The 26664-nt window shown below is 40.1% G+C and carries 28 protein-coding genes; 19 read left to right on the forward strand and 9 right to left on the reverse strand.

What is annotated here, in order from left to right; all coding sequences use genetic code 11:
- Window positions 1–109: 109 nt before the first annotated feature.
- The 3 genes from NLF99_RS17270 to NLF99_RS17280 form a co-directional block, all read right to left on the reverse strand.
- Window positions 110–829, reverse strand: a complete 720-nt coding sequence (locus NLF99_RS17270; protein ID WP_185210535.1) for a bifunctional 2-polyprenyl-6-hydroxyphenol methylase/3-demethylubiquinol 3-O-methyltransferase UbiG — start codon at window positions 827–829, stop codon at window positions 110–112.
- A complete protein-coding gene (pncB, locus tag NLF99_RS17275) occupies window positions 822–2000 on the reverse strand; it encodes a nicotinate phosphoribosyltransferase (RefSeq protein ID WP_254529772.1) in 1179 nt (392 codons plus the stop codon). Before pncB ends, NLF99_RS17270 begins: the two co-directional genes overlap by 8 nt.
- A gap of 228 nt (window positions 2001–2228) precedes the next feature.
- Window positions 2229–3698, reverse strand: coding sequence for a DUF6600 domain-containing protein (locus tag NLF99_RS17280; RefSeq protein ID WP_254529774.1), 1470 nt, complete (start codon window positions 3696–3698; stop codon window positions 2229–2231).
- Window positions 3699–3916: 218 nt separating this feature from the next.
- Between NLF99_RS17280 and NLF99_RS17285 the strand changes: the two genes are divergently transcribed.
- The 6 genes from NLF99_RS17285 to NLF99_RS17310 all read left to right on the forward strand — a co-directional run bounded on the left by NLF99_RS17285 (window position 3917) and on the right by NLF99_RS17310 (window position 7964).
- A complete protein-coding gene (locus tag NLF99_RS17285) occupies window positions 3917–4675 on the forward strand; it encodes an ABC transporter permease (RefSeq protein ID WP_093098864.1) in 759 nt (252 codons plus the stop codon).
- Window positions 4676–4681: 6 nt separating this feature from the next.
- A complete protein-coding gene (locus NLF99_RS17290) occupies window positions 4682–5458 on the forward strand; it encodes an ABC transporter ATP-binding protein (protein WP_185210529.1) in 777 nt (258 codons plus the stop codon).
- An 8-nt stretch (window positions 5459–5466) separates the two neighbouring features.
- Window positions 5467–6459, forward strand: coding sequence for an MlaD family protein (locus NLF99_RS17295; RefSeq protein ID WP_254529777.1), 993 nt, complete (start codon window positions 5467–5469; stop codon window positions 6457–6459).
- Between the two features lie 72 nt (window positions 6460–6531).
- On the forward strand, window positions 6532–7233 hold the full coding sequence (locus NLF99_RS17300) for an RluA family pseudouridine synthase (protein ID WP_185210518.1): 702 nt from the start codon (window positions 6532–6534) through the stop codon (window positions 7231–7233).
- A gap of 41 nt (window positions 7234–7274) precedes the next feature.
- A complete protein-coding gene (locus tag NLF99_RS17305) occupies window positions 7275–7553 on the forward strand; it encodes a hypothetical protein (RefSeq protein WP_254529779.1) in 279 nt (92 codons plus the stop codon).
- 63 nt (window positions 7554–7616) lie between these two features.
- Window positions 7617–7964 (forward strand): DUF983 domain-containing protein, encoded by a 348-nt coding sequence (locus tag NLF99_RS17310; protein ID WP_254529781.1) that lies wholly within the window; start codon window positions 7617–7619, stop codon window positions 7962–7964.
- Here NLF99_RS17310 and NLF99_RS17315 read toward each other — a convergent pair.
- Window positions 7961–8254 (reverse strand): DUF4286 family protein, encoded by a 294-nt coding sequence (locus NLF99_RS17315; protein WP_185210514.1) that lies wholly within the window; start codon window positions 8252–8254, stop codon window positions 7961–7963. The genes NLF99_RS17310 and NLF99_RS17315 overlap by 4 nt on opposite strands.
- Window positions 8255–8351: 97 nt before the next feature.
- On the opposite strand from NLF99_RS17315, the gene NLF99_RS17320 reads away from it, so the two are divergent.
- The 4 genes from NLF99_RS17320 (at window position 8352) to greA (ending at window position 13247) form a co-directional block, all read left to right on the forward strand.
- Entirely contained in the window at window positions 8352–10238 is a 1887-nt protein-coding gene (locus tag NLF99_RS17320) for a prolyl oligopeptidase family serine peptidase (RefSeq protein ID WP_185218230.1), read from the forward strand.
- A 6-nt stretch (window positions 10239–10244) separates the two neighbouring features.
- Window positions 10245–11909: a sensor histidine kinase KdpD gene (locus NLF99_RS17325; protein ID WP_214648497.1), complete on the forward strand. Its 1665-nt coding sequence runs from the start codon at window positions 10245–10247 to the stop codon at window positions 11907–11909.
- Window positions 11910–11922: 13 nt separating this feature from the next.
- Window positions 11923–12630: a response regulator transcription factor gene (locus tag NLF99_RS17330; RefSeq protein ID WP_093098875.1), complete on the forward strand. Its 708-nt coding sequence runs from the start codon at window positions 11923–11925 to the stop codon at window positions 12628–12630.
- A gap of 143 nt (window positions 12631–12773) precedes the next feature.
- Entirely contained in the window at window positions 12774–13247 is a 474-nt protein-coding gene (greA, locus tag NLF99_RS17335; RefSeq protein WP_093098877.1) for a transcription elongation factor GreA, read from the forward strand.
- A 299-nt stretch (window positions 13248–13546) separates the two neighbouring features.
- Here the strand turns inward: greA and NLF99_RS17340 are convergent, their stop codons facing one another.
- Window positions 13547–13798, reverse strand: coding sequence for a hypothetical protein (locus NLF99_RS17340; protein ID WP_254529783.1), 252 nt, complete (start codon window positions 13796–13798; stop codon window positions 13547–13549).
- Window positions 13799–14009: 211 nt separating this feature from the next.
- Window positions 14010–14261: a hypothetical protein gene (locus NLF99_RS17345; protein ID WP_185210510.1), complete on the reverse strand. Its 252-nt coding sequence runs from the start codon at window positions 14259–14261 to the stop codon at window positions 14010–14012.
- 977 nt (window positions 14262–15238) lie between these two features.
- On the opposite strand from NLF99_RS17345, the gene NLF99_RS17350 reads away from it, so the two are divergent.
- The 6 genes from NLF99_RS17350 to NLF99_RS17375 are packed head-to-tail and all read left to right on the forward strand — an operon-like array spanning window position 15239 to window position 19545.
- Window positions 15239–15652 carry an HIT family protein gene (locus NLF99_RS17350; RefSeq protein WP_185210509.1) on the forward strand — a complete coding sequence of 138 codons (414 nt, stop codon included), beginning with the start codon at window positions 15239–15241 and terminating at the stop codon, window positions 15650–15652.
- Between the two features lie 26 nt (window positions 15653–15678).
- A complete protein-coding gene (locus NLF99_RS17355) occupies window positions 15679–16335 on the forward strand; it encodes a DedA family protein (RefSeq protein ID WP_185210508.1) in 657 nt (218 codons plus the stop codon).
- Window positions 16336–16342: 7 nt separating this feature from the next.
- On the forward strand, window positions 16343–16885 hold the full coding sequence (locus NLF99_RS17360) for an inorganic diphosphatase (RefSeq protein ID WP_093098881.1): 543 nt from the start codon (window positions 16343–16345) through the stop codon (window positions 16883–16885).
- An 8-nt stretch (window positions 16886–16893) separates the two neighbouring features.
- Complete coding sequence (locus NLF99_RS17365; RefSeq protein ID WP_185210507.1) at window positions 16894–17511, forward strand: inorganic diphosphatase; 618 nt, start codon at window positions 16894–16896, stop codon at window positions 17509–17511.
- Window positions 17501–18814, forward strand: a complete 1314-nt coding sequence (locus NLF99_RS17370) for a hemolysin family protein (protein ID WP_185218226.1) — start codon at window positions 17501–17503, stop codon at window positions 18812–18814. The genes NLF99_RS17365 and NLF99_RS17370 overlap by 11 nt, the downstream gene beginning before the upstream one ends.
- Before the next feature lie 11 nt (window positions 18815–18825).
- Window positions 18826–19545, forward strand: coding sequence for a 16S rRNA (uracil(1498)-N(3))-methyltransferase (locus tag NLF99_RS17375; protein WP_254529785.1), 720 nt, complete (start codon window positions 18826–18828; stop codon window positions 19543–19545).
- Here the strand turns inward: NLF99_RS17375 and NLF99_RS17380 are convergent.
- The 3 genes from NLF99_RS17380 to NLF99_RS17390 are packed head-to-tail and all read right to left on the reverse strand — an operon-like array spanning window position 19542 to window position 22115.
- Window positions 19542–20030 carry a hypothetical protein gene (locus NLF99_RS17380; RefSeq protein WP_237219546.1) on the reverse strand — a complete coding sequence of 163 codons (489 nt, stop codon included), beginning with the start codon at window positions 20028–20030 and terminating at the stop codon, window positions 19542–19544. The genes NLF99_RS17375 and NLF99_RS17380 overlap by 4 nt on opposite strands.
- Window positions 20030–21466, reverse strand: a complete 1437-nt coding sequence (locus tag NLF99_RS17385; RefSeq protein ID WP_254529787.1) for an ABC transporter permease — start codon at window positions 21464–21466, stop codon at window positions 20030–20032. Before NLF99_RS17385 ends, NLF99_RS17380 begins: the two co-directional genes overlap by 1 nt.
- 1 nt (window position 21467) lies before the next feature.
- Window positions 21468–22115, reverse strand: coding sequence for an ABC transporter ATP-binding protein (locus NLF99_RS17390; protein ID WP_254529789.1), 648 nt, complete (start codon window positions 22113–22115; stop codon window positions 21468–21470).
- Window positions 22116–22291: 176 nt separating this feature from the next.
- On the opposite strand from NLF99_RS17390, the gene NLF99_RS17395 reads away from it, so the two are divergent.
- The 3 genes from NLF99_RS17395 (at window position 22292) to NLF99_RS17405 (ending at window position 26585) form a co-directional block, all read left to right on the forward strand.
- Window positions 22292–25042, forward strand: coding sequence for a TonB-dependent receptor (locus NLF99_RS17395; protein WP_254529791.1), 2751 nt, complete (start codon window positions 22292–22294; stop codon window positions 25040–25042).
- A gap of 70 nt (window positions 25043–25112) precedes the next feature.
- Window positions 25113–26279 (forward strand): hypothetical protein, encoded by a 1167-nt coding sequence (locus NLF99_RS17400; RefSeq protein WP_185210501.1) that lies wholly within the window; start codon window positions 25113–25115, stop codon window positions 26277–26279.
- Window positions 26280–26339: 60 nt separating this feature from the next.
- A complete protein-coding gene (locus tag NLF99_RS17405) occupies window positions 26340–26585 on the forward strand; it encodes a hypothetical protein (protein ID WP_254529793.1) in 246 nt (81 codons plus the stop codon).
- The last annotated feature ends 79 nt before the right edge of the window (window positions 26586–26664 follow it).

The following is a 26664-nucleotide window of genomic DNA, read 5'->3' on the forward strand; positions in this document are numbered from 1 at the left end:
TCACATCTCTCTTAGCGCCTTTCTATCTCAAATCTCAAATCTCAATACTCACATCTGTCGTAGCGCCTTTCTATCTCATATCTCACATCTCAATACTCATATCCCGACCTCACATCTCAATACTCATATCTCCTCTAGGCTCCATCCTCAGCAAATACTGATCATTATCATCTTCAAATAGGACCTGCACAACCCAATTCTCTTCATGGGCTATTTTGATCAAGGTTTGTTGGTCGATGTAAAGCCATTTGAAAGGCTGTCCAAGGTTACCCTTGTATTCGTATTGAAAGTTGATCTCACCGAAGTAGTGTTCTGGTCTGGCAATCCTATACTCCTCATAGAGGTAGGAAATATCGGAACTGTCGAAAATAAGCTGTCCTTTATCGGTAAGCAGCTTTTTTGAATGTTTTAGAAGATTCCTGAATCCATCTAGGGTTTCGGCGATCCCTATTCCGTTCATCAAGAACAATAGGGTATCATATTTTTTATCCGAGAACTTAAAGAAATCAGCATGGATGACATGGTTTACACCGCGCTTTTCCATGATCTTGCAGGCTGTCTCCGAGATTTCCATGGCATCGACCTCAAATCCCTTCTCTTGCAGGTACAATGCATGTACTCCGGCACCTGCGCCAACATCCAGGACCTTGCCGTCGCAAAGGGATAGCGCAATAAATTCCAGCTCCGGAATATCTTCCTCTTCCCTGAAAAACACTTCAATGGGCATTTCTTCAATATCGCCATAGCTGCTGTGCAATAGGAGAGGTTCATTTAGCTTGCCTACAGCATGATAATCATATAGCGCTTCACCATAAACATCTCTATTCATGGTTTGCGATATTTAAGAAACGTTTCGCCATTTTTATTTCCTCGGGGTCACCGGTATGTTTGTTAGGTTCATCCGACAGCTTGATTACAGGAGTCCATTCGCCTTCATCTGGAAAGGCTTCCGTCATCTTGATTACGATATTCATCCTCGACAGACCGACATCATTGGTGAAGTCTGTTCCGATACCAAATGAATGACCGATTTTATCCTGACAGAAATTGACAATCTTTACGACCTTCTCATAATCCAGTCCATCAGAAAAGATGATGGTCTTGTTGAGCGGATTGATTCCTTTACTGTTATAGTGGTCAATAGTCTTTTGCGCAAATTCAATCGCATCGCCACTATCATGTCTGACCCCATCAAATAGCTTACTTAGCTTTTTGTCAAACTGTTTGAAGAAAACCTCTGTAGTATAGGTGTCCGAAAGGGCGATCCCTAAATCGCCACGGTAAACATCCGACCAGTTCTCCAAGCCTAAGAGGTTGGCCATCTTGTAGCCATATTTTGCGGCATGGAACATAAACCATTCATGGGCATGTGTACCGATTGGCTTAGTATGGTATTTCATGGCGAAATGCACATTGCTCGTGCCGATAAATGTCTTGGAAGGATGCTCCTTCAAGGCTTTGATCACCAAGTCATGCACGGCATAGGAGTGGCGTCTACGGGTCCCAAAGTCTGCAATCGTAATGTTGAGCTTATCGTATTTGTACATCTTTTCATGAACAATATTCATGACCTCAGCATCATCCACCCTTTTTTGTCCAGTTACTTCATAATAGGTTTCACAGATCAATGCCATCAGGGGCACCTCCCATAAAATGGTCCTATACCAATAGCCTTCGACCTTTACCGATAGATCGGGGCCATTTTGTGTAATCTTGACTTCATCTGGGTCAAAATGATAGCCTTGTAGGAAATCAAAATAAGTCGGGTCGATATAAGGACAGGTCTTTGCAAAAAAGTTTTTTTCTGCAACCGTAAGCTTCAAGTTTGCCAATTGATTTACAGCTTCCCTCAGTTTTTCGGCAAAGCCCGCCGGAAACTCATGCTTCCCACGGTTGATAAATTGATAACGTGCTTTCGCCTTTGGAAAGAGTTTCACCACGGCATATTGCATGGTGAATTTGTAAAAATCATTGTCTAAAATGGAGGTAAGTTTTGCCATTCCTTAAAAAAATTATGCTTGTGCTTGAATTGAAGTTAACAAAAAGCAGGAACAAAAATGCCTTTTTATCCACAACAAAACAAAAAATCATCTCCTTTTGGATTAAATACTAACCACAGATTTCTAGTCATTCAGGTCTTAGCTTGGCTAAGTCGTCGAGTAAAAAAACAAAGCGGGCTGATCAAGATCAGCCCGCTTTAACAAATTGTTTCAACTAAATATAAAAATTTATCCTCTATTTCCTCGACCTGAACCACGTTCAGAACGTTGGTTTGATTGTGGTCTTGAAGATGATCTAGATTCATGATTTGAACTACGTTGTACCGAAGGACGACTTTGTGGTCTTTCGGAGTTGCGTGTTTGAAATACTCTATTTTGCGACCTAGATTCCTGTTGCATTCTAGGTTGGCGTTGTTCTCTCTGTGGAGCAGACTGCCTTTGCTGGCTACGGTTCATCGACTCATTTCTAGCCGGTCTAGAGCTGCGGTTCATCGACTCATTTCTAGCCGGTCTAGAACTGCGGTTCATGGACTCGTTTCTAGTTGGTCTAGAGCTGCGGTTCATCGATTCATTTCTGGTCGATCTAGAGCTGCGGTCCATAGACTCATTTCTAGTTGGTCTAGAACTGCGGTTCATTGATTCATTTCTAGAAGCAGGACGATCCATTGAAACGCGTCCGCGAGAAGAAGGCTGACGGTCTCTGTTGTTGTTGTTTGTGTTTCCTCGCTCTACTCTTCCAGAACGTGAATTCGTGGTTGCTTCTCTATTGCTACGGTTTGAATTGCCGTTTCCAATATGCATTTCACGTTGCCCCTTCGCATTTCTAGTGATTCTGTAGTCAGAATTACTTCTTCCGCTTTGGCTACGTCCTGACCTGTTCTCTACGCGATTGGCAGGAGATCTGTCAGAAGAACGTGAGCTACGATTGTTTTCAAGGCGTCCACTTCTGCTGCTGACAGCACGATCCGAACGATTGTTTCTATCTGGACGGTACATCGATACTGAACTGCGACTTACACGTGATGCCCCACGTCTGTTATCAAAACTTACATTTCTAACATCAACGCGTCTACCGATATGTCTTTCGATGTCTCTGCGAGCAGGACCTCCATAGTAACGGTTGTTGTTCACGATATAAGTATTGTTGATAATCGTGGTATTATTATAGATATTGCGGCGTCCGTAAGACCAATGTCTGTTGATATAACGGTCATAGATACGCGTAGTCGGAATAAATACCCATAGGTCTAGCGGTAAACCGATGCTTACATTGACACTGATGCCAGGACGCATCGGTGCCCAACCGTAATATCCACCACCACTACGCCAATCTACCCATGCTGGTCCCCATTCATAGCCTGGAACCCATGCCCAACCTCTATGTGGTCTGTGGATCCAACGACCGTAGTGAAATGGTGCCCATCCCCAATCGTAATTGGAGACCCAGGTATTTCCATATTCGGTCATGGTCCAATATCCATTGGTACCATAAGGACGAAAGTCATCGTCTTCATCCGGATACCAAACATCGCCATATTCGTCATCATGATCCCAATCCCCATAAGGGTCCAGTTCTTCATGAAAAACATCAAAATCGACATCTTGATATCCCTGTGCCGATACTGAATTTACGCTGAAAAGCCCCAAGAGCATCATCATAAATGCAGTATATATTGTGGATGTTTTTAAATTTTTCATATGTAAACCATTTAATCTTATTACCATAATTTGTAGGTATGACCGCCACTTTTAAGAAAAGGTTTAATTGTATAATTATTTTGTCAAACTTTTTTGCTCTTACTGATGTTTCTGCTAATATTGGATAGACTTTCCGAATGGATATTAAGAAATTTTGTACATTTGCCACAAAATATTTCCGAATTAGCAATTGGAAAAACACGTTAATCACATAGTTAATGGCTAAAAAAATTGAGTCCTTATTACTAGAGTTTGCGAAGATTCACCGCTTTCTGATGCGTTTTTTTCGCGAAGTGGTAAGTCCACCTTACGAGTTTAAAGAGATCATTAGACAATGTTATGAAATTGGGTGGAAATCATTTCCATTAATAAGTTTAACGGGTTTTATTGTAGGATTTGTTTTTACAAAGCAATCTCGACCTTCCCTGGAGGAATTTGGTGCCGCCTCATGGTTGCCAGCCTTAATTTCCATCGCTATCGTAAGGGCCTTGGCCCCATTGGTTACTGCGCTTATTGCATCCGGTAAGGTAGGGTCGCAGATAGGTGCAGAATTAAGCTCCATGAATGTTACCGAGCAGATCGATGCCATGGAGGTATCAGGTACCAATCCGTTCAAGTTCCTGATTGTGAGTCGAATATTGGCCACAACTTTTATGATTCCTGTCCTCTGTTTTTATGTTGCCGGAATTGGATTAGCAGGTGGTTATTTGAGTATTATTTCCAAAGATCAGTTGAGTATTCTAAGCTTTATTACCCAGGTATTTGAAGCTATCGCTCCTAAAGATATTTTCGCCATGGTATTCCGCGCCATTGTTTTCGGTTTTACCATTGGTTTTGTTAGTACCTATGTAGGTTATTATTCTTCAAAAGGTACCGAGGGTGTGGGTAAAGCAGCAAACAGTGCCGTTGTGGCATCCATGTTTATAGTGTTCATCGAGGAACTCTTGATCGTTCAGGTTCTAGCTTTAATGGGATAATGGATTATGGAACAGAAAAAGCCAGTAAATATTAATTACGACGATGTAGTGATCAATGTGCAAGGGGTAAGTAAGTCCTTTGGGGATTTACATGTCCTGAGAAACGTTGACCTGCAACTCTATAATGGCGAGAACTTGGTGGTGCTAGGGAGGTCTGGTACTGGTAAATCAGTTTTGATTAAACTGATTTCCGGTTTGTTAAAGCCTGATAAAGGTGATATTACCGTGTTGGGCGAAGTGGTAAACCAATTGAACGAGAAGGAATTGCGAGATCTGCGTTTGAAAATTGGGTTCTCCTTCCAAAACAGTGCGCTCTATGATAGTATGACCGTGCGTGAAAATCTAGAGTTTCCCTTGGTTAGAAATAAAAGAAACCTAACTAGAGCAGAAATTGACCGTGAAGTCGAAGATGTATTAGATGGAGTAGGCCTTTTAAGGACGATCAATCAAATGCCATCAGAGCTTTCCGGAGGTCAGAGAAAACGTATCGGTATCGCACGCACCCTGATCTTAAGACCTGATATCATGATGTATGATGAGCCAACAGCTGGATTGGACCCCTTGACCTGTTTGGATATCAATACCTTGATCAATGAAGTTCAAGAACGATATAAAACCTCTTCCATTATCATTACACACGATTTGGCTTGTGCAAAAATGGTAGGCGATAGGGTAGCCATGCTTTTGGATGGCAAATTTGAACGTGTAGGTAAATTCTCTGAAATCTTTGATACGGATGATGAGAGAGTGAAACCTTTTTATGATTATAATTTTATAGTATAGCAAGATATATGGCAACATCAGAGAGAAAACGATCAATAATTGTAGGATTGTTTACCTTCATCGGATTAATCATTTTGGTTGCAGGGATTTTGGTCATTGGAACACAACAGAACAAATTCTCTAAAAACCTGACCGTGACGACTTACTTTAAAGATGTTAAAGGCTTGAAAGTTGGAAATAACGTTTGGTTTTCAGGTGTTAAGGTAGGGATTATCAAAGAAATCAGCTTTGAAAGTGTGGAGAATGTTCGTGTGGTCATGAACGTTGAAGAGAAATCCAGCAAATTTATCCGTAAAGACGTCATCGCTACATTGAGTTCCGATGGTTTGATCGGTAATGCTATTATCAGTCTTGTGGGCGGTACAGAAACCTTTCCTCAGATTGAGAATGGTGATGAAATCAAGTCCGGTGTTTCTGGAGGTATGGATGCCATGTTGGCAACCCTGCAGGTCAACAATGAAAACCTGGTGGAGATCACTAAAAACTTTGCTGCGCTTTCCAAGAATATGCTCGAAGGAAAAGGTGCGGTGGGCGCTATGATGACCGATGAAACAATTGCCAATAATTTAAGGCAATCTGTTGCTTCATTGAATGGTACCATGTCGCAGGCCAATCATGCTGTCAATAATTTGGTGGAATTGACCAAAAAGCTAAACAGCAACCAAGGCCTGATCCATGAGCTATCTACGGATACAGCAGTGTTTGCAAGTCTGAGAGAATCAGCAGCACAATTGCAAGGGGTGACCCAAACAGCGACTGCTTTGATGGCAAACTTAAATAAAACCTCAGAACGCTTAAATGACAAGGATAACGCCATTGGTGTGTTGACCAATGACCCTGAAGCAGCTAATGAAATCAAACAGATCCTTAGAAACCTTAATATGAGCACAGAGAAATTGGATGAAAACATGGAAGCATTGCAGAGCAACTTCCTGTTAAGAGGTTTCTTTAAGAAAAAAGCTAAGGAAGAAGCAGAGGCAGCTCAGAATTCAATTAAATAATTAAAGAATTTGATCGTCAAAAAAGTATAGAAAAGCGTCTGCTAAAGACGCTTTTTATATTTGATAATGGATATGGGAATTACAGAGAAAGATGTTCTTTTCGAGGACAATCATTTTATCGCCATCAATAAACGTGGAGGTGATATCGTTCAGGTAGATGTATCTGGAGATACTTCCATGGAGGATATGGTCAAGCAGTTTTTGGCTAAGAAATACAATAAACCAAACGAAGCTTTTCTAGGGGTTATCCATCGTTTGGATAGGCCAGTGAGTGGAATGATCCTTTTTGCGAAAACCAGTAAAGGATTAGATCGCATGAACCGTCTTTTCCATGATCGCAAGGTGGAAAAAACCTACCTTGCTTTGGTTCGTGAAAAGCCGCCACATCCAAAAGGGACCCTGAAAAATTGGTTGCTGCGTGATCGAAAAAAGATGGTCACCAAAGCTTATGACCGCGAGGTTAAGAATGGAAGTTATGCCGAGCTTAATTATGAGGTCGTAGGTACCCTAGATGGATATTATTTGCTAAAGGTCAACCCATTGACGGGCCGTACACATCAGATCCGAAGCCAACTCGCATATATGGGCTGTCCCATCGTTGGAGACAATAAATATGGATATCAACGTGGTAGCCATAGAAGGACCATTTGTTTGCATTCCAGGTCCTTGAGTTTCGTACATCCCATCAAGGATGAGCAAATGATCATTAAGGCTCCTTTGCCGGAAGATGGCTTCTGGGAGAAATTTAATGGCCTGATTAAGGGAAACATATAAGAAAATTGGGATAATAACGTTAACTTTGCAATATGAGTTTCATGCAAAAGTTCAGAATAGGTCTAATTGCTAGTTTGCTAAGTATTACACTGTTGGCTGTTCCTACTGCAGGTTCAGCACAATGTGCTATGTGTACATTGAATGCTGAAAACAGCACACAGGAAGGTAATAACCAAGGTAAGGGCCTAAATGATGGGATTTTGTTTTTATTAGCAATGCCATTTATGATTGCTGCTGGTGTAGGGTTCCTTTGGTATAAGAAATTCAGGAATACCGGCTCAGCCAATTCATTGAATATGGTTAAACAGGTGGAAGAATAAGGAATGATCTCTAAATTTCAAGCTGTTTGCCAAAGTAAGTGCCCGAAGTGTAGAACGGGAAATATGTATAGTGGATCAGCCTATGGTCTATCTAAACAAAAAATGCACGAATTTTGTCCGCACTGTGGATTTAAATTCGAGATAGAACCCGGCTATTTCTATGCTGCCATGTATGTTAGCTATGCTTTTTCCGTAGGCGAGGTGTTAATGTTAGCCTTAATTACGGCTTACTTAACGGGCAGTGAGTCTCCTTGGACCTATATCATTGTCCTTTTCAGTGCGATCGTTATTTTCGCACCTTTCAATTATCGTTATTCACGTTTGGTTTTATTGCACTATCTTTCGCCGAAGGTATCCTTCGACCCCAAATTATACGGGGACCCAAAAAATAGTGCAAACCTAAAGGGCTAATTATGGGGGATGTATTGCATGATACTATCAAACAGAAAAGCCTTTTCTACATGATGCGTGCTAATATATTCCTGAAGCCTCTGAATAACCTGCTCTCTAATTCTCTCAATCTCTTCTTCATTGTTTAATACCACCTGTAGGCAATAGGTTTGCCCTTCGTGTGGAGAATGGAGCATTTTGAGTAGTTTAATGGCAAATCCAGGATGCTCATTCAATAGACCTTTGGTCCAAGTAATGACTTCCTGATGAATGGAATCTTCAATGATGATCGAAACGTTGTATAAAAACATAGAAATCTATAGCTTGATTGAAGCTGTAAAATTAAGGTTGCAAAAGGAACTTTACGGTATTTTTTTATAATATTTGATTAGAGGCTAAAAAAATAGAATGAATTTAAATTACTTGTTCTCTGTTCTACTTATGATGATGGTTTTGGTTTCATGTAAGCAAGAGCAGGGCGGTCAGTTACATGTGCCAATAGAGGACTTTTTCGTTAAGCCAGAAAGGACCTCTTTTAAACTGTCTCCCGATGGAAGCAAGGTAGCTTATCTGGGGGTGCATGACCATTGCAAAAATATCTTCATTCTCGACCTCGAAGAACCCGATTCTTCCAAACAACTTACTTATCAGGTCAACCTGAATGTCCAAAGCTTTTTCTGGCTAGACAACAAACGCATTGTCTTTTCCAATACGCAATCTCCAACGGATAGTTTGAGGATGTTCCAGATTGATGTGAAGACCGAAAAAAGACAAGCTCTATTTTCACCTGAAAAATCAAGATTGCGCTGGGTCTATCCCATTGTTGAGAAAGACAATAGCCTAATGGCTGGGATGAACTTACGTGATTCCTCGCTGTTTGACCTGTATAGGATTTACCTAGACGGTAGAAAGCCCCAATTGGTGCAGCATAACCCAGGAAATGTGGTGAGCTGGATCGGAGCTCCTGATGGAGTCGTAAGGATGGCATTGACCAGTGATAGTGTACAGGAGTCATTATTGTACCGAAAGCATGAAGGACAGCCTTTCAAAGAGGTCATGAAGAATGATTTCGAAACCATTTTTGTACCCCTTGGCTTTGTAAAGGATTCCGATAAAAATGTCTATGCGCTTTCTAATCAGAACCGAGATAAGATGGCTTTGGTGGAGTTTGATGCCGAAAATGGCAAAGAAATCCGCAATATCTATGAGAACAAACTTGGTGACCTTGGCGTAGAGGGCTATTCTGCCAACCTACAGGAAATGCTGTATGCGACTTCCTTCATCGATAAGTTCAAAAAGAACATCTTCAACGAAAAATATGAGCAGGTCTATAAAAAGCTGAAAAAGAAATTCAAAGGTTCCGAAATCGGTTTCTTGGATAGCGACAGCAGCTTAACTGGATTTGTCGTACGTGTGTATAGCGATATCCATCCTGGAGAAACCTATTATTACAATCAGAAAAAGGATGATATCCAACTGTTGAACGAAGAGAATCCTAAACTCAAGGATTTGGAGTTCAATCCTATGGAGGAAGTGGAATTCCTGTCTCGGGACAACAAGAATATACATGCCTATATCACGTATCCTAAAAATAAAAGAAAGAACAGCCCTGTTGTGGTATTGGTCCATGATGGTCCTAACAGGAGATCAGAATGGGGGTTTGATCCGGAAGTTCAGTTCCTTGCCAATCGTGGCTACACCGTGTTCCAGGTGAACTATCGTGGTTCAGTGGGCTATGGTAAGGACTTTTGGACCTCAGGTTTCAAGGAATGGGGCGGTAAGATCCAATCTGATATTACGGATGGTGTCGCTTGGTTGATCCATCAGGGGATAGCCGATAAGGATAAGATTGCCATTATGGGCACCGGTTTCGGCGGTTATTCTGCCCTGTATGCTGCTGCATTTAATCCTTCCCTTTATAAATGTGCCATATCCTCATCGGGATATAGCAACCTATTCACTTATTTCAGGGAAATTCCCCCTCATCTAAAACATTACGTACAGTTATTCTATAGAATCATTGGAAATCCAGAGACTGAACCAGAATTGTTTCAAGCGATTTCCCCAATTTTCCATGCTGATAAGGTTCGAATCCCTATCCTATTTTTCCAAGGTGGAAAAGATAAATACAGTTCGGTAACCGATGCTAATCAATTTGTTGGTAAATTGAAGGGCAATGAAGTTCCAGTGCGTTATATCTTTAAGAAAGAAGAAGGCAAGAGATTTAGGAACGAAGAGAATATCGTAGAATATTATCAGGAGATAGAGAAGTTTCTTGCAGTGTACCTGAAGTAATCACACATGGTGAAAAGAGCAAGTAAATACCGGAAAAACATTGGGTTGTTGATCGCCTTTTTGGCTTTTTTGACAGTCCTGTATATCATTTCAGTTTTCTTGGCCAGGACAATGATGTCCAACTTTGTAGAATCTGAGTTTTATAACAGAAAGGTCGATGTCTTTGATGCGACCCTAAAACCCTTTAATAGCTTTTTCAATAACGATATTTCCGAAGTATCCAATTATCAGGGGTACCTCGATTCCACACATGCCAGCAATTATTCTGAAAAGGTCTTGCGAAAGAATCCATTCGTTGACGAATTGGTGTTTTATGACGTACTGTTCACCAATCAGAACCCCACCGTTCGCGGTGTACGCTTTCAAAACCTCCTGATTTACCCCCGATCGATCTTTTCCTATAAATTGGACAAGGAAAATAAATTGATCAAGGCCAGCCTTTCTTCGGTAGATAACAGGCCTAATGCCGATGACTTCAACAGCATGGCCATTAAAATGGTGAACTTCTTGGATGTCCTGGATGATTCTACTTCCTTGAGCGAAAATGATATCTATCGGATCTTCTATAATACGGTTCCGGGAAAAATAACCTATCTGAACATCCCACGGGTCAATACCCTTCGCGCCTATAAATCCATGATGGATGATACGACGGCAATGACGGCGCCTGTAGCGTTTGACCAAGATTTATTCGTCTATAAGGTTAATCCTCAGAAGATAAAAATAGTCAATAACCAAAAGAGATTGTATGAAACCATTCGGATCAAGGCCATAGCTGACCCTAATGTGATGGAAGAAAAAGCCTTTCTTTCCACAGATATGCCGTTGCCAGGTGCATTATCCGACTATAAACTGCAATTTGATTCCTCAGAACATTTTTTGAGAGGAGAGATCAATAGAAGATTTTTTCCTGTAGTGTTGGGCGTTTCCCTATTATATTTAATTTTGTTATTGATTATTTATTTGATTTATAGGAATATCTCCATCAATAGTAGGTTGTTCCAATTGCAGTATGATTTTATCAATAACCTGACCCATGAGTTTAAAACGCCGGTCAGTGTGATCAAGATAGCGGGTAACAATATCCGAAGTGCTGAGAAGATAAGTGATCAAGAGCGCGCGATGTACGGAAAGATCCTAGATCAGGAAGCTGATAAGTTAAATAATTTGATGAATAAGTTACTGTCTTTCACGCAGATAGAAAATAAATCATTAAAATTTAAAGGAGAATACATTGATTTGAACAGTTTTTGCGAGGAAGTATTTGCGGGTACACGGATTAAATATCCTGATCTGAACCTGAGCTATCACATCGATGTGGACAGCAAAATGCATACAGATCCGGTTTTATTGAATTCCGTGTTCCAGAATTTAATTGATAATGCGTACAAATATTCAGAAGTTTCAAGAAAATTTATTGATATTAGTGTACAACAATCTAAAAAGCACTTTATCATGAAGTTTAGTGATAAAGGAATTGGGATAAACAGAAATGAACTTAAAAACATATTCAAGAAATTTTATAGAGTAAAGAATCAGTTCAATCAAGGTGGGAGTGTTGGGCTTGGATTGGCATTTTGTAAAGAGATTACCGAATTTATGGGTGGAGAGATCAAAGTCAGTAGTGTGGAAGGAGAGGGAACGACCTTTACTTTGACTTTTCCTAAATAATGTTTAGAATACTATGAATAAAGATATAACTATTGCCGTTGTAGAGGATGATGATAACTTAAGGTTCTTGGTTAGTCACCGTCTACAGACCGAAAATTTTCAAGTAATTCAATGCAGTGATGGCTTGGAAGCTGAGAAAATCATCTTAGACCAAAAGCCAGATATCGTTCTATTGGATTGGATGCTGCCAGGTAAAGAAGGGATAGATGTATGTGAGTCCGTAAGAAAGTCTGGATTTGAGAACATCATTATTATGATGACCGCCAAATCCCAAGATATCGATAAAATTGATGCCTATAGCTACGGCGTGACCGATTATATCACCAAACCATTCAATATGGATGTTTTAGTGGCCATGATCGAGAATAAAGTACGCTTTTTTGTGCCTAAAACCCAGAACGAGGTTTACCATTTCGGTGATACCGAACATCACCCCAATGTACATTCACTGATCAGGGATGGCAAGAAAATCGAGCTTACAATCCTTGAAAACCGAATCCTCTTGCACTTCTTACAGAACAAAGGTAGAGACATCACCCGCGAAGAATTGATGGAGGTGGTATGGGGCTATAGTTCCAACGTGAATACCCGTACTTTGGACATGCACGTTGTGCGCTTAAGAAAGAAAATCGAAACCAATCCTGACAAGCCTCATTACTTGCAAACCGTTCGAGGATTGGGCTATAGATTCATCAATGAAGAGACTGATGATGTAAGTTAGATATTTGTTTTATTAAATTTAATTATATAACTTCGTCAGAAGAGCAAGACCATGTTGTCCTATTAGCGGATAGTGTGGTCTTGTCTTTTTTTTGTTTATTAAAATATTAGAAAACTATAAAAAGAGGGTAAAAGGTACATATTATGGCAGAAGTAACTTATTACACAGAAGAAGGATTAACTAAGCTTAGAGAAGAGCTTCAATATCTAAAAACAGAAGGTCGTTCCAATATCGCTAAAGCGATTGCTGAAGCAAGAGATAAAGGAGACCTTTCCGAGAATGCAGAATACGATGCCGCGAAAGAAGCTCAAGGACTTCATGAAGCTAAGATTGCGAAACTAGAAGAAGTTTTGGCATCAGCAAGGATCATCGATGAGTCGAGTCTAGATACCTCAAAGGTATTGGCACTGTCTTACGTAAAGATAAAGAATAAGAAAAATGGAGCAGTCATGTCTTACCAATTGGTTTCTGAAACAGAAGCTGATCTGAAGGCAGGAAAGATATCCGTTAAATCACCGATTGCGCAGGGTCTATTAGGACTGCAGGTTGGCGATATCGCAACGGTAGAAGTTCCAGCAGGACAACTTGAACTAGAAGTTCTGGAGATTTCAAGATAATGAAATAGAGGTTATGTGCGGTGATGCCATAACCGCCATGACAATATCAAGAAATTGAAACCCCGTTTAAAGCTATTTAAATGGGGTTTTTTATTTTATGAAATTTGAAAATTAAAGGAAAACTGGTGTGAAAAATCACTTTTAGAACAAAATTAGAACAAAATTAGAACAAAAAATAAGGGGTAATTTTTAGTTACCCCTTTTATATTCAATGTCATATCTACATCCATTTTCCTTTGTACTGATGTGTAAATCACCATCTTCAAATCTATACATATAATTGACCGTAGAATCATTTTTTAGGGTGAATCCAACCATACTATACTTCCATTATAAGTGAAAGTTGTCTTATATCCATCTATAATAGCCTTATTTCCTTTGTTAAATTCAAGCTTGTTATAAAATGTTGGTTCAACATCCGATTCACAAGCATTCAGTAAAGTTGTATTTGATTTTTCCCATGAACCTAAGATTGAATCATCATAGGTTGTTTTTGTGCATGATGCCATAATTGCAACTGTTGCAATGATAGCCAAAATTGATTTTTTCATTTTTATCCGTTTATTATAAATAGTGGATAAAATGAATTTGGTCCTCAAATATAGATTTTTTTTTTAAAAGAAAAGGGGTAAATTTTCATTACCCCCAATATGATTGAAAACAAATATAGATTTAAACTCCTAACACAAATCCTTATCACTCCTACTATATAATCAAATGTATACTAACATTGGTCAAAAGTCAAGTTTATAAATAAAAAAATTATTCAGGTTGAAGAACGTCTATAACAATACCACCGTTGTTAAAATCATCCCAATCTTTTATAAATTCATTATAAATAACAATGAATTCATCCAGAGTCAAATCTTTTCCCTTCACATCATTGATAAACAAAATAGTAGCAATTCTAGACCATTCATTGATTATATGCCTACGATTGTACATGAATTGAACAATGTCAGGATTGAAAACATGTTGAATGAATAATTCATAATTAGTTTCTGTTTTTTCCATAGCAATAGGTTTTAATTAAAGATAAGTAATCTGACCTTAAATAAGACGTTTTAAGCTGTTTTAATTTGGTTTGAACCATTGATATCATTCCTGAATAATATTCAATTGTAGGTCACAGCAGGGTGGCGAGCGGAACCCCTTCAACATTGATGTTCTATGATTATATTCTTTGAACTATTGACGATAGTCTATTGAGATAGTTGGAATATTGTGATGATAAACATTCAACCAATACTTATTACCTGTTGAAGAATTTTATTTTTTATGTTGAGATAATTATGTTATTACCTGATTTTATACCGTAGGGTAATATCAATTTCATTCTTGAAGAATTAACTGTTTTAAGTTGATTTAAACAATTTTTATTCTGTTTCAATTACCTACCTAAGTTGAGGTAATTAATTGATTTAATAGTTAGTGTATATTTAGTAATTCCCATAACTTTTTAAATTAACTTGATGTTGCTAAGATAGTACAAATTTAGAACAAAACAAACTTTAATGATCTTTAAAGGCATATTGTAAGGTAATGCCATAACCGCACTTTTCTTACAATTTACAGCCCCGATATTTCGGGGCTTTTTTTTGCTCCAAGGTTCTACGAAGCGTCTTTTCTAACCTTTAATTCAGATTATTATCCATTTGAGTTTTGGCAGTTGCTTCGGGAATGGCTTTACTCTTATTCGAGACATATTCGGAATTTTCAATATATGTCTCGAATGAGGGTAAGCTGATGTAGCCATTAAACTTACTATGCAGAAAAATTGGCTGGGAATTTTGATAGAATAATGACTTCAACAAACAGGGGTAATTTAGGTTGATGAAACCGGTAATAAATCCTATTTGTCATTATTTTATTGTTAAGAAATCAATAAATGTCACATTGAAGTTAAATCTTATGCTTCTAGGGGGCTGAATGTCTGTTCATATGTGCACAAAATTATTATCTTTGTTACTCACGAAATTGAACTATAGTTTATGTCAACCATATTCGCTAAAATCGTTGCAGGAGAGATTCCTGCTTATAAAGTTGCTGAGAGCAATGATTACTTAGCTTTTTTAGATGTAAATCCACTAACTGAAGGACATGTTTTAGTCATCCCGAAGAAAGAAACAGACTATATCTTTGACATCAACGATGAGGAATATATGGGGATGTGGGTTTTTGCCAAGATTGTTGCCCAAGGCATCAAGCAGGCATTTCCATGTCAAAAAGTTGGTGTAGCGGTAGTTGGTTTAGAAGTAGCACATGCGCATATTCATTTGATTCCATTGAACCATGTGCATGATATGAACTTTGAAAAACCAAAGCTGAAGCTTTCGGAAGACACCATGAACACGATTGCTGACCAGATTCGGGATGCAATTTCAACGATAACAAACCCAGCTTAATCCGATAGCGGGAAATATAATTTACTATGCAAGAATACTTGTTGTCTTTTCAACAATTGCTAGATGCTGAATATCTTTTAAGTCACGGTGGTTTCTACATCGTTTGTCTTATAGTTTTTGCCGAAACCGGTCTCTTCTTTGGATTTTTTCTCCCAGGGGATTATTTGTTGTTTTTAGCGGGGCTGTTTTGTGCGCTGGATAAAATCGATGTGGACATTGTTACATTGTATTTTGGGATTTTATCGGCCGGGATACTCGGTAATTTTGCGGGCTATTGGTTTGGGCATCGAACGGGTCCCATGCTCTTTAAACGGAAAGATTCCATACTTTTCAAACGGAAATATGTGATCATGGCCGAGGAGTTTTTCCAGAAATATGGTGGAACAGCATTAATAATTGGACGATTTGTACCTATTATTCGTACATTTGCACCCATCTTTGCAGGTGTAGTACAGCTGAACTTCAGGAAGTTCGTGCTGTTCAATGTGCTGGGAGCGCTGTTGTGGGTGTCTTTATTGACCCTGACAGGCTATTATTTAGGTATAGAATTCCCATGGATCATCGACTATGTTGAATATATCATCGTAGCCTTGATCGTCATCGCATTCCTACCTATCGCGATTGCACTCCTGAAAAAGTGGCTTAAGAATAGAAAAACGAAAAACGAAATAAACAAACAGTAATTATTTAATGAGTACACAACATCCTTGGCATCAAGTGTCTCCTGGTGAGGACTTGCCTAACTCCGTAAATGCCATTATCGAAATTCCTAAAGGTTCTAAAGCGAAATATGAAATCGACAAAGACAGTGGTTTGATCAAATTAGACCGTGTATTGTTTTCTTCTGTGATGTATCCGGCTAACTACGGGTTCATTCCGCAGACATATTGCGATGATAAAGATCCTTTGGATATTTTAGTTTTATGCTCAGTTGATGTTTACCCGATGTGTATGATCGAAGCGAAAGTTGTAGGTGTGATGCACATGATCGACAATGGTGAACAAGACGACAAAATCATTGCCGTTGCGAAACACGATATGTCGGTAAACTACATTAACGACCTATCTGAACTTCCTCCTCACACGATGAAGGAAATCGTTCGTTTCTTCCAAGATTATAAAACCCTTGAGGGCAAGAATGTGACCATCGAGAATCTTTATGGTCGTGCCTATGCGCAGAACATCATCATGGAAAGTATCGAACTTTACAATAAAGAAATTAGGACTAAGTAACCATTTTCATGGACCTCTCAATTTTATTGTCGCTGTTCTTGTTGTTTTCAAGCCTTGTTGGGCTAGGACAGGAGCAGCACCCATGGCATCAGGTTTCCCCTGGGAAGGATGTCCCAAATACTGTTACAGCAGTAATTGAAATCCCCAAAGGCAGCCGAGGCAAATATGAAATTGATAAAGCTTCTGGAATGATCAAGTTGGATAGGGTATTGCATTCTTCAATGGTGTACCCGAGCAACTATGGATTTATTCCACAAAGTTACTGTGGCGACAAAGATCCACTGGATATACTTGTGTTATGTTCAGTGGATCTTGTTCCTGCATCCCTCGTGGATGCAAAAGTAATCGGTGTGATGAGCATGACGGACTCTGGAGATCAGGATGATAAGGTTATCGCCGTAGCGAAAAACGATATGGCCTATAACTATATCAATGATATCTCGGAGCTTCCGCCCCACACTATGAAAGAAATCGTGCAGTTTTTTCTGGAGTATAAAAACCTAGAAGGAAAAAAAGTTATTATTAACAAAATAAGTGGAAGAGCTATCGCTCAAAATGTTATATTAGAGAGTTTAGAATTGTACAAGAAAGAATTCGCTAATAAAAACCTAAATCATGGCAATTGATATTTTTTGGACTATCTTTTTAGTGCTGGCAAATGGTTTTTTCGTTGCAGCTGAATTCGCTATTGTGAAGGTTCGAGCCTCTCAGATAGAGCTCCAGGCCAAATCGGGCAGTAAAGTTGCCAAGATGGCCAAGAGCATTACCGATCATTTGGACGGTTACCTTGCGGCTACCCAATTGGGTATTACCTTGGCTTCCCTAGCCTTAGGTTGGGTGGGTGAGGCCGTAATGACTCAAATCGTACACCAGATCTTCGGATTTTTCAACATTGAACTTACCGGTAAATTAGCGACGAACCTAGGCCATGTCCTTGCGTTCAGTATCATTACCTTTTTACATATTGTTTTTGGAGAGTTGGCACCTAAGTCCATCGCGATCCAAAAACCTGTAGCAACGACCATGAAAGTGGCCGTGCCGCTTCAATTCTTCTATTATGTCTTCCGACCTATTATTTGGTTGTTGAATGGTTTCGCCAATTTCTTGTTGAAATTGATCGGTATCCAGGTGAGTGCCCATGAAGCCAGCCATTCATCCGAAGAACTTCAATACCTATTGGAGAAAGGAAAAGAGAGTGGTGCCTTGAACAATGCAGAACATGAATTGATCAAGAATGTCTTCGATTTCAATGAGCGTATCGTCAAGAACATTATGGTGCCCCGAACCAAGATCGTTGCAGTAGACAAGGATGATACGGCAGAAGAGTTTATCAATACCGTAACGGAAGAGGGCTATTCCCGTATTCCGATCTATGATGACAATATTGACCAGATCATTGGTGTTGTCCATACCAAAGATATCTTACCGCTTATTGTTAAGGGTAAGGATGTGGTATTGAAGAACATCATGCGTAAGCCATATTTTATTCCTGAAACCAAAAAGATCAACGACTTGATGACGGAGTTCCAATTGAAGCGGATCCAGATTGCTTTTGTCCTAGATGAATTTGGAGGAACGGCTGGTATGGTAACGCTGGAAGATATCGTGGAAGAATTGGTAGGAGAGATCCAGGATGAGTATGATGAGGAAACTCCAGTAGTAGAGCAGATTTCGGAAACGGAATTTATGGTGGATGCTGGTGCCAGTGTACATGATGCCAATGGATATTTGCCGTTGGAACTACCTGAAAGTTCAGATTATGATACGATAGCTGGTTTGGTTTCACATCTCTTTGAGAAGATCCCAGATGTTGGCGATAGTACGGAACAATTGGGTTACCGTTTTACCATCATCAAGAAGACGCAACAAAACATTGAATTTGTAAAATTGGACCTTGTCGAAACTCCAAACGATGAGGACGAAGAATAATCCATAATATTGTGCATTTATTCTATACAGCGGATTTAAAGCCCGATCAAAGCTTATTTCAACTTTCTGAGGAAGAAAGCAAGCATGCCGTGCGTGTATTGCGATTGAACGTGGGCGACCAGGTACAGTTGATTGATGGGGTAGGTGGTTTCTATGAAGCTGAGATAGCGGATGCACATCCCAAAAGGACGCAGCTGAGAATCTTAAATTATACTCCAGAATTCCAAAAACCGGATTACCATTTACATATTGCAGTGGCACCGACCAAGAACATCGATCGTATCGAATGGTTCTTGGAAAAGGCGACCGAGATCGGAATCCAGGAAATTACGCCCATCATCAGCGAGCATTCCGAGCGTAAGGAGGTCAAAACCGAGCGTCTGAACAAAGTCATCGTCTCGGCGATGAAACAGTCCCTAAAGGCTTATATGCCCCTTCTAAATGAAGCTATAGGTTTTGATACCTTCCTGAGCAAGGTTGAATCAGAAAAAGACCTGAACAAGGCAATTGCCCATTGTGAGGAAGACGCTGAAAAGAAATACTTAAATCAGGAATTTGAAAAGGGGCAACGGTATTTGGTCTTGATCGGCCCTGAGGGGGATTTCTCGCCCGCTGAAATAGAAAAAGCCATTTCTGCAGGATTTATTCCGGTATCTCTTGGGGAGGCCAGACTTCGCACAGAAACGGCTGCTTTGTATGCTTGTACAGAAATTGCTTTACTGAACCGTTAGTTCACGAGTTCAGCATCCACGATCTGAATTTCCGCATTACCTTTCAAGGGTTCAGGATTGAATTTCATCTTTCCTTTGATCTTGATCGGCTCATCCGTAAACTTCACCGTACCTTTTTTCATAAAGATCTCCACCATTGGGGGGATACCATTGGTACCACAGAACTGACACTGGGTGATCGGCAATACCGAAAGCATATAGGTGCTGTGGTTTCTGCCACTCACTAATGGAACCATGTAACCTGGAAGATCAACCACGGTGTTCTCTAATTTCTTCAATGCAGGTGGGTAGGTCGGGGTATACACTTTTTTGTTACCCACGGTAGACACCTTGTACATCATCTTGTCAATGGCTTCCCAAGTACCGTTCATCATAGGAGTATGATCTGGAACTTGCGTTTCATTGCTATAGTTTCCGATTTGAGCTTTAGAAAAGCTCACTGTCATCATCAATACGAATACTGTAAATATTAACTTTCTCATCATTACTTATTACCTAAAATGGTAGAAATTGTTGTGTTGTATGCTTTAACTGCTGGAATAAGGGATGCGATCACCCCAATTAAACAAGCCGTAAGCAAAATTAACCATTCTTTACTATATATCTGGAATGCCTGGATAAAGTCTGCACTCTGACTGGTCTGGGTACTGATCAGGTACAGGCCGATATGACCAATGAACAATCCGACAATACCGCCAATGAAGGTTATTACCAATCCTTCGACAATCAACATGGTGAATAGTTTAATCTTACTTGCCCCTAAGGTTCTCATGATGGCAAGGTCATATTTTCTGTCTTTAAGCGCATTATAAAGACTGATAAATACGCTCAGTCCGGCGATGATCATGATGACATAGGCCAAGATTTCAAGGGAATCGATGCCTACACCCATTAGAGAAAACAATCTTGCTGTTTCCAATGCTGGGGATGCTGCCTGCATGCTTGTGGATTGGTTGACCAACTTAGGGACCACACCAATGGCAGCAGGTGAGCTGAATTTGACCAATAGGGCCGTTATCTCCAATCCTTTGTCCTGAACGATATCATCAGCGATGCTCTTTACGAATACATCCGACCTAGGGCGTTCTGTCACTAGGCTATCCGGAGTTGCTTGAGCAAGGGGGCTAGGTTTTTCCGCTACGATCTCTTCATGTTCGTGATCTGCATGGTCGTGTGCATGGTCATCATGTTGATGGGTCTCTGTAGCTGTATGTTCATGCCCGTGATCGTCATGGTCATGGTCTGCATGGTCGTGATCGTGGGCTTCTGCAACATGATCGTGCTCATGGTCATGTTCTTCGTGACCGATGCCATGGATATCCCAGACACTTTCTAAATTGGTCAATAGCAGGTTGTCTACGATAGAACCCGACGGTTTCAGGATTCCGACAACTGTAAAGGGATGTTCTTCGTGGACATGGGCATTTTCGGCCAGACCATGTGCGCCGTGTACTTTATCCCCTAATTTCAATTTGTTTTTACGGGCAGTTTCACTGCCTATGACTACCTCATAGCTTTTGTTCCATAATTGACCATCGGCCAATTGAAGTTCATATAAGCCCATAAAGCTGGTGTCAGTACCAACGATACGGTGGCCTTTGAAGTTATCTCCCAGTGAAATGGGTACAGCTTTTTCAATGAAAGGGTTATCCATCAGCTTTTCAGCTTCTGCCAGTTTAATGTTCCCGGTAGGGTTGTCCACATGGTACAGTGCGCTGAGGATCAATTGTAACGGGCTCCCTTTTGCACCAACAACGAGGTCAACCTGTTTGCTATTGCTGTCCAGTTGTTTTTCAAAAGTGTCACTGGTAATATAGATACTCACCAAGATAGCTACTCCGAATGCGGTTAGGATGATACTTAACAGCGTGGAGCCCCATTGTTGTGATATGTTTTTCCAGACTAATTGTAATGTATTCATCTTATTGCGCAGCTAGTATATAGTTGTTAGTAAATTCATCTTTTAACCTTTTGTCATGGGTAGAGATCAAAAGGGTGCTTCCTTGTTCTTTGGCCAGTCCCTTGATGAGTTCCACCACCAGAAAGGTATTCTTGTCATCTAGGGCTGCGGTAGGTTCGTCAGCGATCAGGAGCGAAGGCTTGTTGATCAACGCCCTGGCGATCGCAACACGCTGTACCTGACCACGGCTCAGCTCATTGGGTCTCCTGTTTCCAAAACCGCCAAGTTGCAGTTTTTCCAATAGCGATTTAATGGCCTGTTCATCCACGGCAAGTCCGGCAAGGCTTTGGGCCAGTTTGATATTTTCTGTTACAGAGAGATTTTTGAGCAGATGAGCTTCCTGAAAAATAAATCCCAGGTTTTGCGCCCTGAATTTATCCAGATCACTTCCTGAAAGTTGATAGAGATTTTGGCCATTGATGATGACCTCTCCCGTAGTTGGAGAAGAAAAACCTGCAATGAGGTTCAATAGCGTTGATTTTCCGGATCCTGAGTCCCCTAAGACCAAGGTGTGTTGCTGATCGGCCAGCAGCAGATCTTGGAAAGAAAGTTTGGGACCTTTAGGGTATTGATAAGATAAATTGGAGGTTTTTAATACAAAATCGCTCATAATAAAACTTTGTTGCAAAATAACACTAATTGTTGGCTAAACCCAATCTAAAGGGTAACAATTTGACCGATAGGTGTCTTAACAATTAATTAACTAGAGACTAATATTAACATAATAGAGTATTAATATTCACGTAACAATGCGATTATACTTTTGCAACATAATATTAACATTGTATGAATTGTATTAAACGAGTATTTTTATTGTTGGTTGTTTGCTTCGGCGTGATGATGAGCTATGCCCAGCAAGCACCATTTGGAGTAAAAGGGACGGTTGTGGACGTGGAGTCCTACCAACCTTTGGCAGGTGTTACAGTAACAATTGCGAACTCCCAGTTGGGCACAACAACGAATGACAAAGGTGAATTCTTTATCCCCTTACCTAGCGATAAATCCGCAGAATATCTGATTCGTGCGACTCTAATGGGGTACGACGCCCAAGAAATGAACTTTACGCTACAGTCTAGCGACACTGAGTTTGTGTCCTTTGCGCTGAAAAATGCAGATGCGGTGATCGAAGAAGTGGTGGTGACCAGACGCCGTGAAAAATTTACAGAATTAGCCTTATTGGAAGAAAGAAAGAAATCCAACCTGATGGTAGAATCCATCGGTGCACAGGAGCTATCTAGAAAAGGGGTTAGCGATGCAAGAGCAGCATTGACTAAAATGGCGGGTGTATCGAGACAAGAAGGTGTAAAGAACGTATTTGTACGCGGGTTGGGCGACCGTTACAACTCTTCTTCCCTAAACGGATTGCCATTACCTTCGGAAGATCCATTGAATAAAAATATCTCTTTAGATTTCTTCAGTTCAGATGTGATCCAAAGCATTAATGTAAACAAGACTTTCAACTCGAATATTGCTGGAGATGTGACTGGTGCAAACGTTGATATCTTTACAAAGGAAGCTACCGGAAACAGTTTTGAAATCAATGTTGGCGGAGGAGTTAACTCGCAAACGGTTGGTGCAGATAATTTCAGGAGAATTGACGGAACAAATTGGTTTGGAAGCCTTCCTGGCGGTTCAAAACCAAAAATGACCAGTTTTGATACCTATAATTTTGGTAATAGCTGGAATCCTAATCCTCAAGGATCTCTTTTCAATTCAAACTTCAAATTGTTGGGAAATAAAAGGGTATTGATTGGAAACAATCCATTGAGCATTTTCTTCACAGCCAGTATGGATTCCAAATACCGTTATGCAAATGGAAAGATCCAGCAGTCTGATGACCAAGGTCGTTTGATCTTGAACCAAGATTTCGTGAGAAATGAATATACCGTTTCCCAAACCGGTATGTTGAACCTAAGGTACACTTGGGGAAATAGCAATGTGAGCTTTAACTCCCTGTATATCCATGACCAAAGACAGGACTTAAGTGATTTCCATGGATTTGAGGAGAATGTGGGTGATGCCAAGACTGACGTAGTTGACATGAGAAGACAACAGGTGAATGATAACCATGTTTTTGTCAATCAATTATTGTCCAAACTATTCTTGAATGAAAAATGGTCTGCAGATTTAGGTTTGGCCATGAATAATGTGATCGGCAATGAGCCAGATCGTAGAATTAACAGAGCGGTAACCAAGGAAGCCACAGGTACTAACCTTTCCAGAAACAGTGCTGGAGAGAATGAAAGATACTTTGGGGACATGGATGAAACCGGTTATATAGGAAAAGCGATCCTGAACTATAACCTGGATAACGAATCAGGGCTGGAAAGAAAGATCTCCTTCGGTTATACCGGGAACTTTGTGAACAGAAATTTCAATTGGTGGGAATTCAACCATCAATTAAGAGCCGTTGCTGCGCCTCCATTAGATTTAAACAATATCGAGGCTATCATTGGTGCTGAAGGTTACAGAAAGTATTTTGATTTGGTAACCAATAGAGGTGGAGATGGAGATGTAAGCAACTTGAACCCTTTCTACTATAAAGGTAGCAGAAGGACCCAAAGTGGTATTGCTTCAGCAATCTACCAGTTTACCCCTGAATTTACAGCGGTATTGGGCTTGCGTTTGGACAATGTATTCCAATCTGTAAGTTATCAAACCAACCTACCGGATTATTCAACTTCTAACTATAATAAAATCAACAAGAACTATTTCTTGCCAAGTTTGAATTTGAAATATTCCTTGACAGAAAATATGTTCTTGAGAGCTTCAGGTTCCAAAACCTATACCGTTCCCCAGTTTATTGAGTTAGCGCCGGTAAGATATAGAGGTAATAACAACTTCACCCAAGGTAACCCGGCATTGAATCCATCGGAGAGCATCAATGCAGATTTCAAATGGGAGTTTTATCCTAGCAATTCAGAATTGGTATCCCTTGGTCTATTCTACAAGAATATCAAAAACCCAATTGCGAAGGTTGAATCTGGTTCATCAGGAAGTACATTGAGTTTCTATAACATCGGTAAGGATGCGGTCGTATTCGGTGCGGAATTGGAATTGAAGAAAGATTTGATCAAAACTTCAGGTGCCAACGGAGAAAACGTATTGTCAGGAGGCTTGAATGTTTCTTATCTGCATTCGGACCAGAAGTTGAGTCTGGAAGGAAGATCCTTCAATAAAGAGTCTGACCAAATGGAAGGAGCATCTCCATTGCTAGTTAACGCAGACTTAACCTATAAATTAGCTTTTGCTAACGTGGATTTGACGCCTTCTGTTGTATTCAACTATTTCTCGGATCGTATTTTCTCCTATGGTACATCAGGGTACAAGAACATCATGGAGAAAGGTATTCCATCTTTAGATTTTGTTACTCAGGCGATGATTAAGAAGCGTATTGGCGTTAATTTAAAGATTGAGAACATCTTGAACCCGAACAGGGAATTGTCGCGTGAGATTGGTGGGGACTCGCCAAAAGTGCTGATTGAGCAGTACAAAAGAGGGGTAGATTTTAACCTAGGAATTTCTTATAAGTTTTAACAATAAATTAATTTTCACCTAACAGAAAGGTTAACTGTTAACGGTTCCTTTGTGTAGAAATAAAAAGATTATGAAGACAAAATTATTTTCGATTTTAGCAGCAAGTGCTTTAGCTTTTACAGCATGTACAGACACCAATGTGCCAACTCCAACGACTCCAAAAAGTGAGCAGGATCTAATTGGTAAGATTGACAAGAACACAAAATTAGATGCGAACGTTACTTACAATTTAACAGGTGCATTGTACGTTGAGTCTGGCGCTACTTTAGAGATCCCAGCTGGGACTACTATCAAAGCGAAGAGCGGTGGAACGAGTGTATTCTTGTTGGTAAAACCAGGAGGTAAAATCGTTGCAGAAGGAACAGCAGAAAAACCAGTTGTGTTTACATCAGCTTCAGCTACACCAAAAGAAGGTGACTGGGGTGGAGTAATCATCAATGGTAAAGCTCCTCTTTCAGGTCCTGCAGGTGTAGTGACACAAAACACTACAGAGATGGATGCAACTGTAAAATATGGTGGTGACAATCCAGCTGACAACTCAGGTGTACTTAACTACGTGAAGATCGAATATACCGGTGCTCGTATGGACTCAAACAAAGAGCACAATGGTTTAACATTGAACGGTGTTGGTAATGGTACAAAACTTTCTAACCTTCACTTAAGATATGGAGCTGATGATGCAATCGAATTCTTCGGAGGTACAGTAAATGCTACAAACATTTTGGTTGAGAACTGTTCAGATGATATGTTTGACTTTACTGAAGGTTATAGCGGTACAATCACAAACGCTTACGGTATCCGTATGAAAGGTTACTCTGATGCTACTGAGGATCCAAGAGGTATCGAAGCTGATGGAAACTTTGACGGTAAAAACCCAACCCACGTTAACCAATCAAATTTCAAGGTAAATGGAATGACTATCGTTGTCAATGCAGCTGATATCAAAGGACAAGATGGTAAAGTTTCATTGGTAATGAACAAAGAGGTTTTCAAAATCAGAAGAGGTGCTAAAGCGACTATCACTAACGCATTCGTTAAATTTGGTCCTGGAACTACTCCTTATGTATTGATCGATACAGATGGCGCTAACCCAGAAACTTCAATTAGCTACAACTTTGATCCAGCTAATGGTTTAGACAAAGCGAAAATCGTTAATCCTGTAAATGCATTGTTAACTAAAGATGCTTCTAAAGGTGCTGATGTAAATGCTTTTGCTTGGACTAAATTCCAATTCTAAGAACATAGTACTAAATAGTTTATCAAATACAAAGGACCGCCTGCATGGCGGTCTTTTTTTTTGGGTTTGAACCAGGATGGAAAGGATGGGAGGATAGACCAAGATCTGGCTATGAACCAGGATAGCAAGGATGGGAGGATAGGCCTAGATTATGGCTATGAACCAGGATGGGAAGGATGGGAGGATAGACCAAGATTATGGCCAATATATCGCTATATAGGTATCAAGCTTAATTGGGGTAAGTTGATATCGGTTAGTGATTTATCCAATAAAAAAATCCTGGGGCGGGGAACCTCAGGATTTTAACTAACCAATTATTAACCTAAATTATGAAATTTTTACTCTTTACTCTTTTTTACTCTGTTTGTACTATCTATAACGCAAA

It is taken from the genome of Sphingobacterium sp. LZ11T8, from assembly GCF_024261425.1.
Classification (GTDB): Bacteria; Bacteroidota; Bacteroidia; order Sphingobacteriales; family Sphingobacteriaceae; genus Sphingobacterium.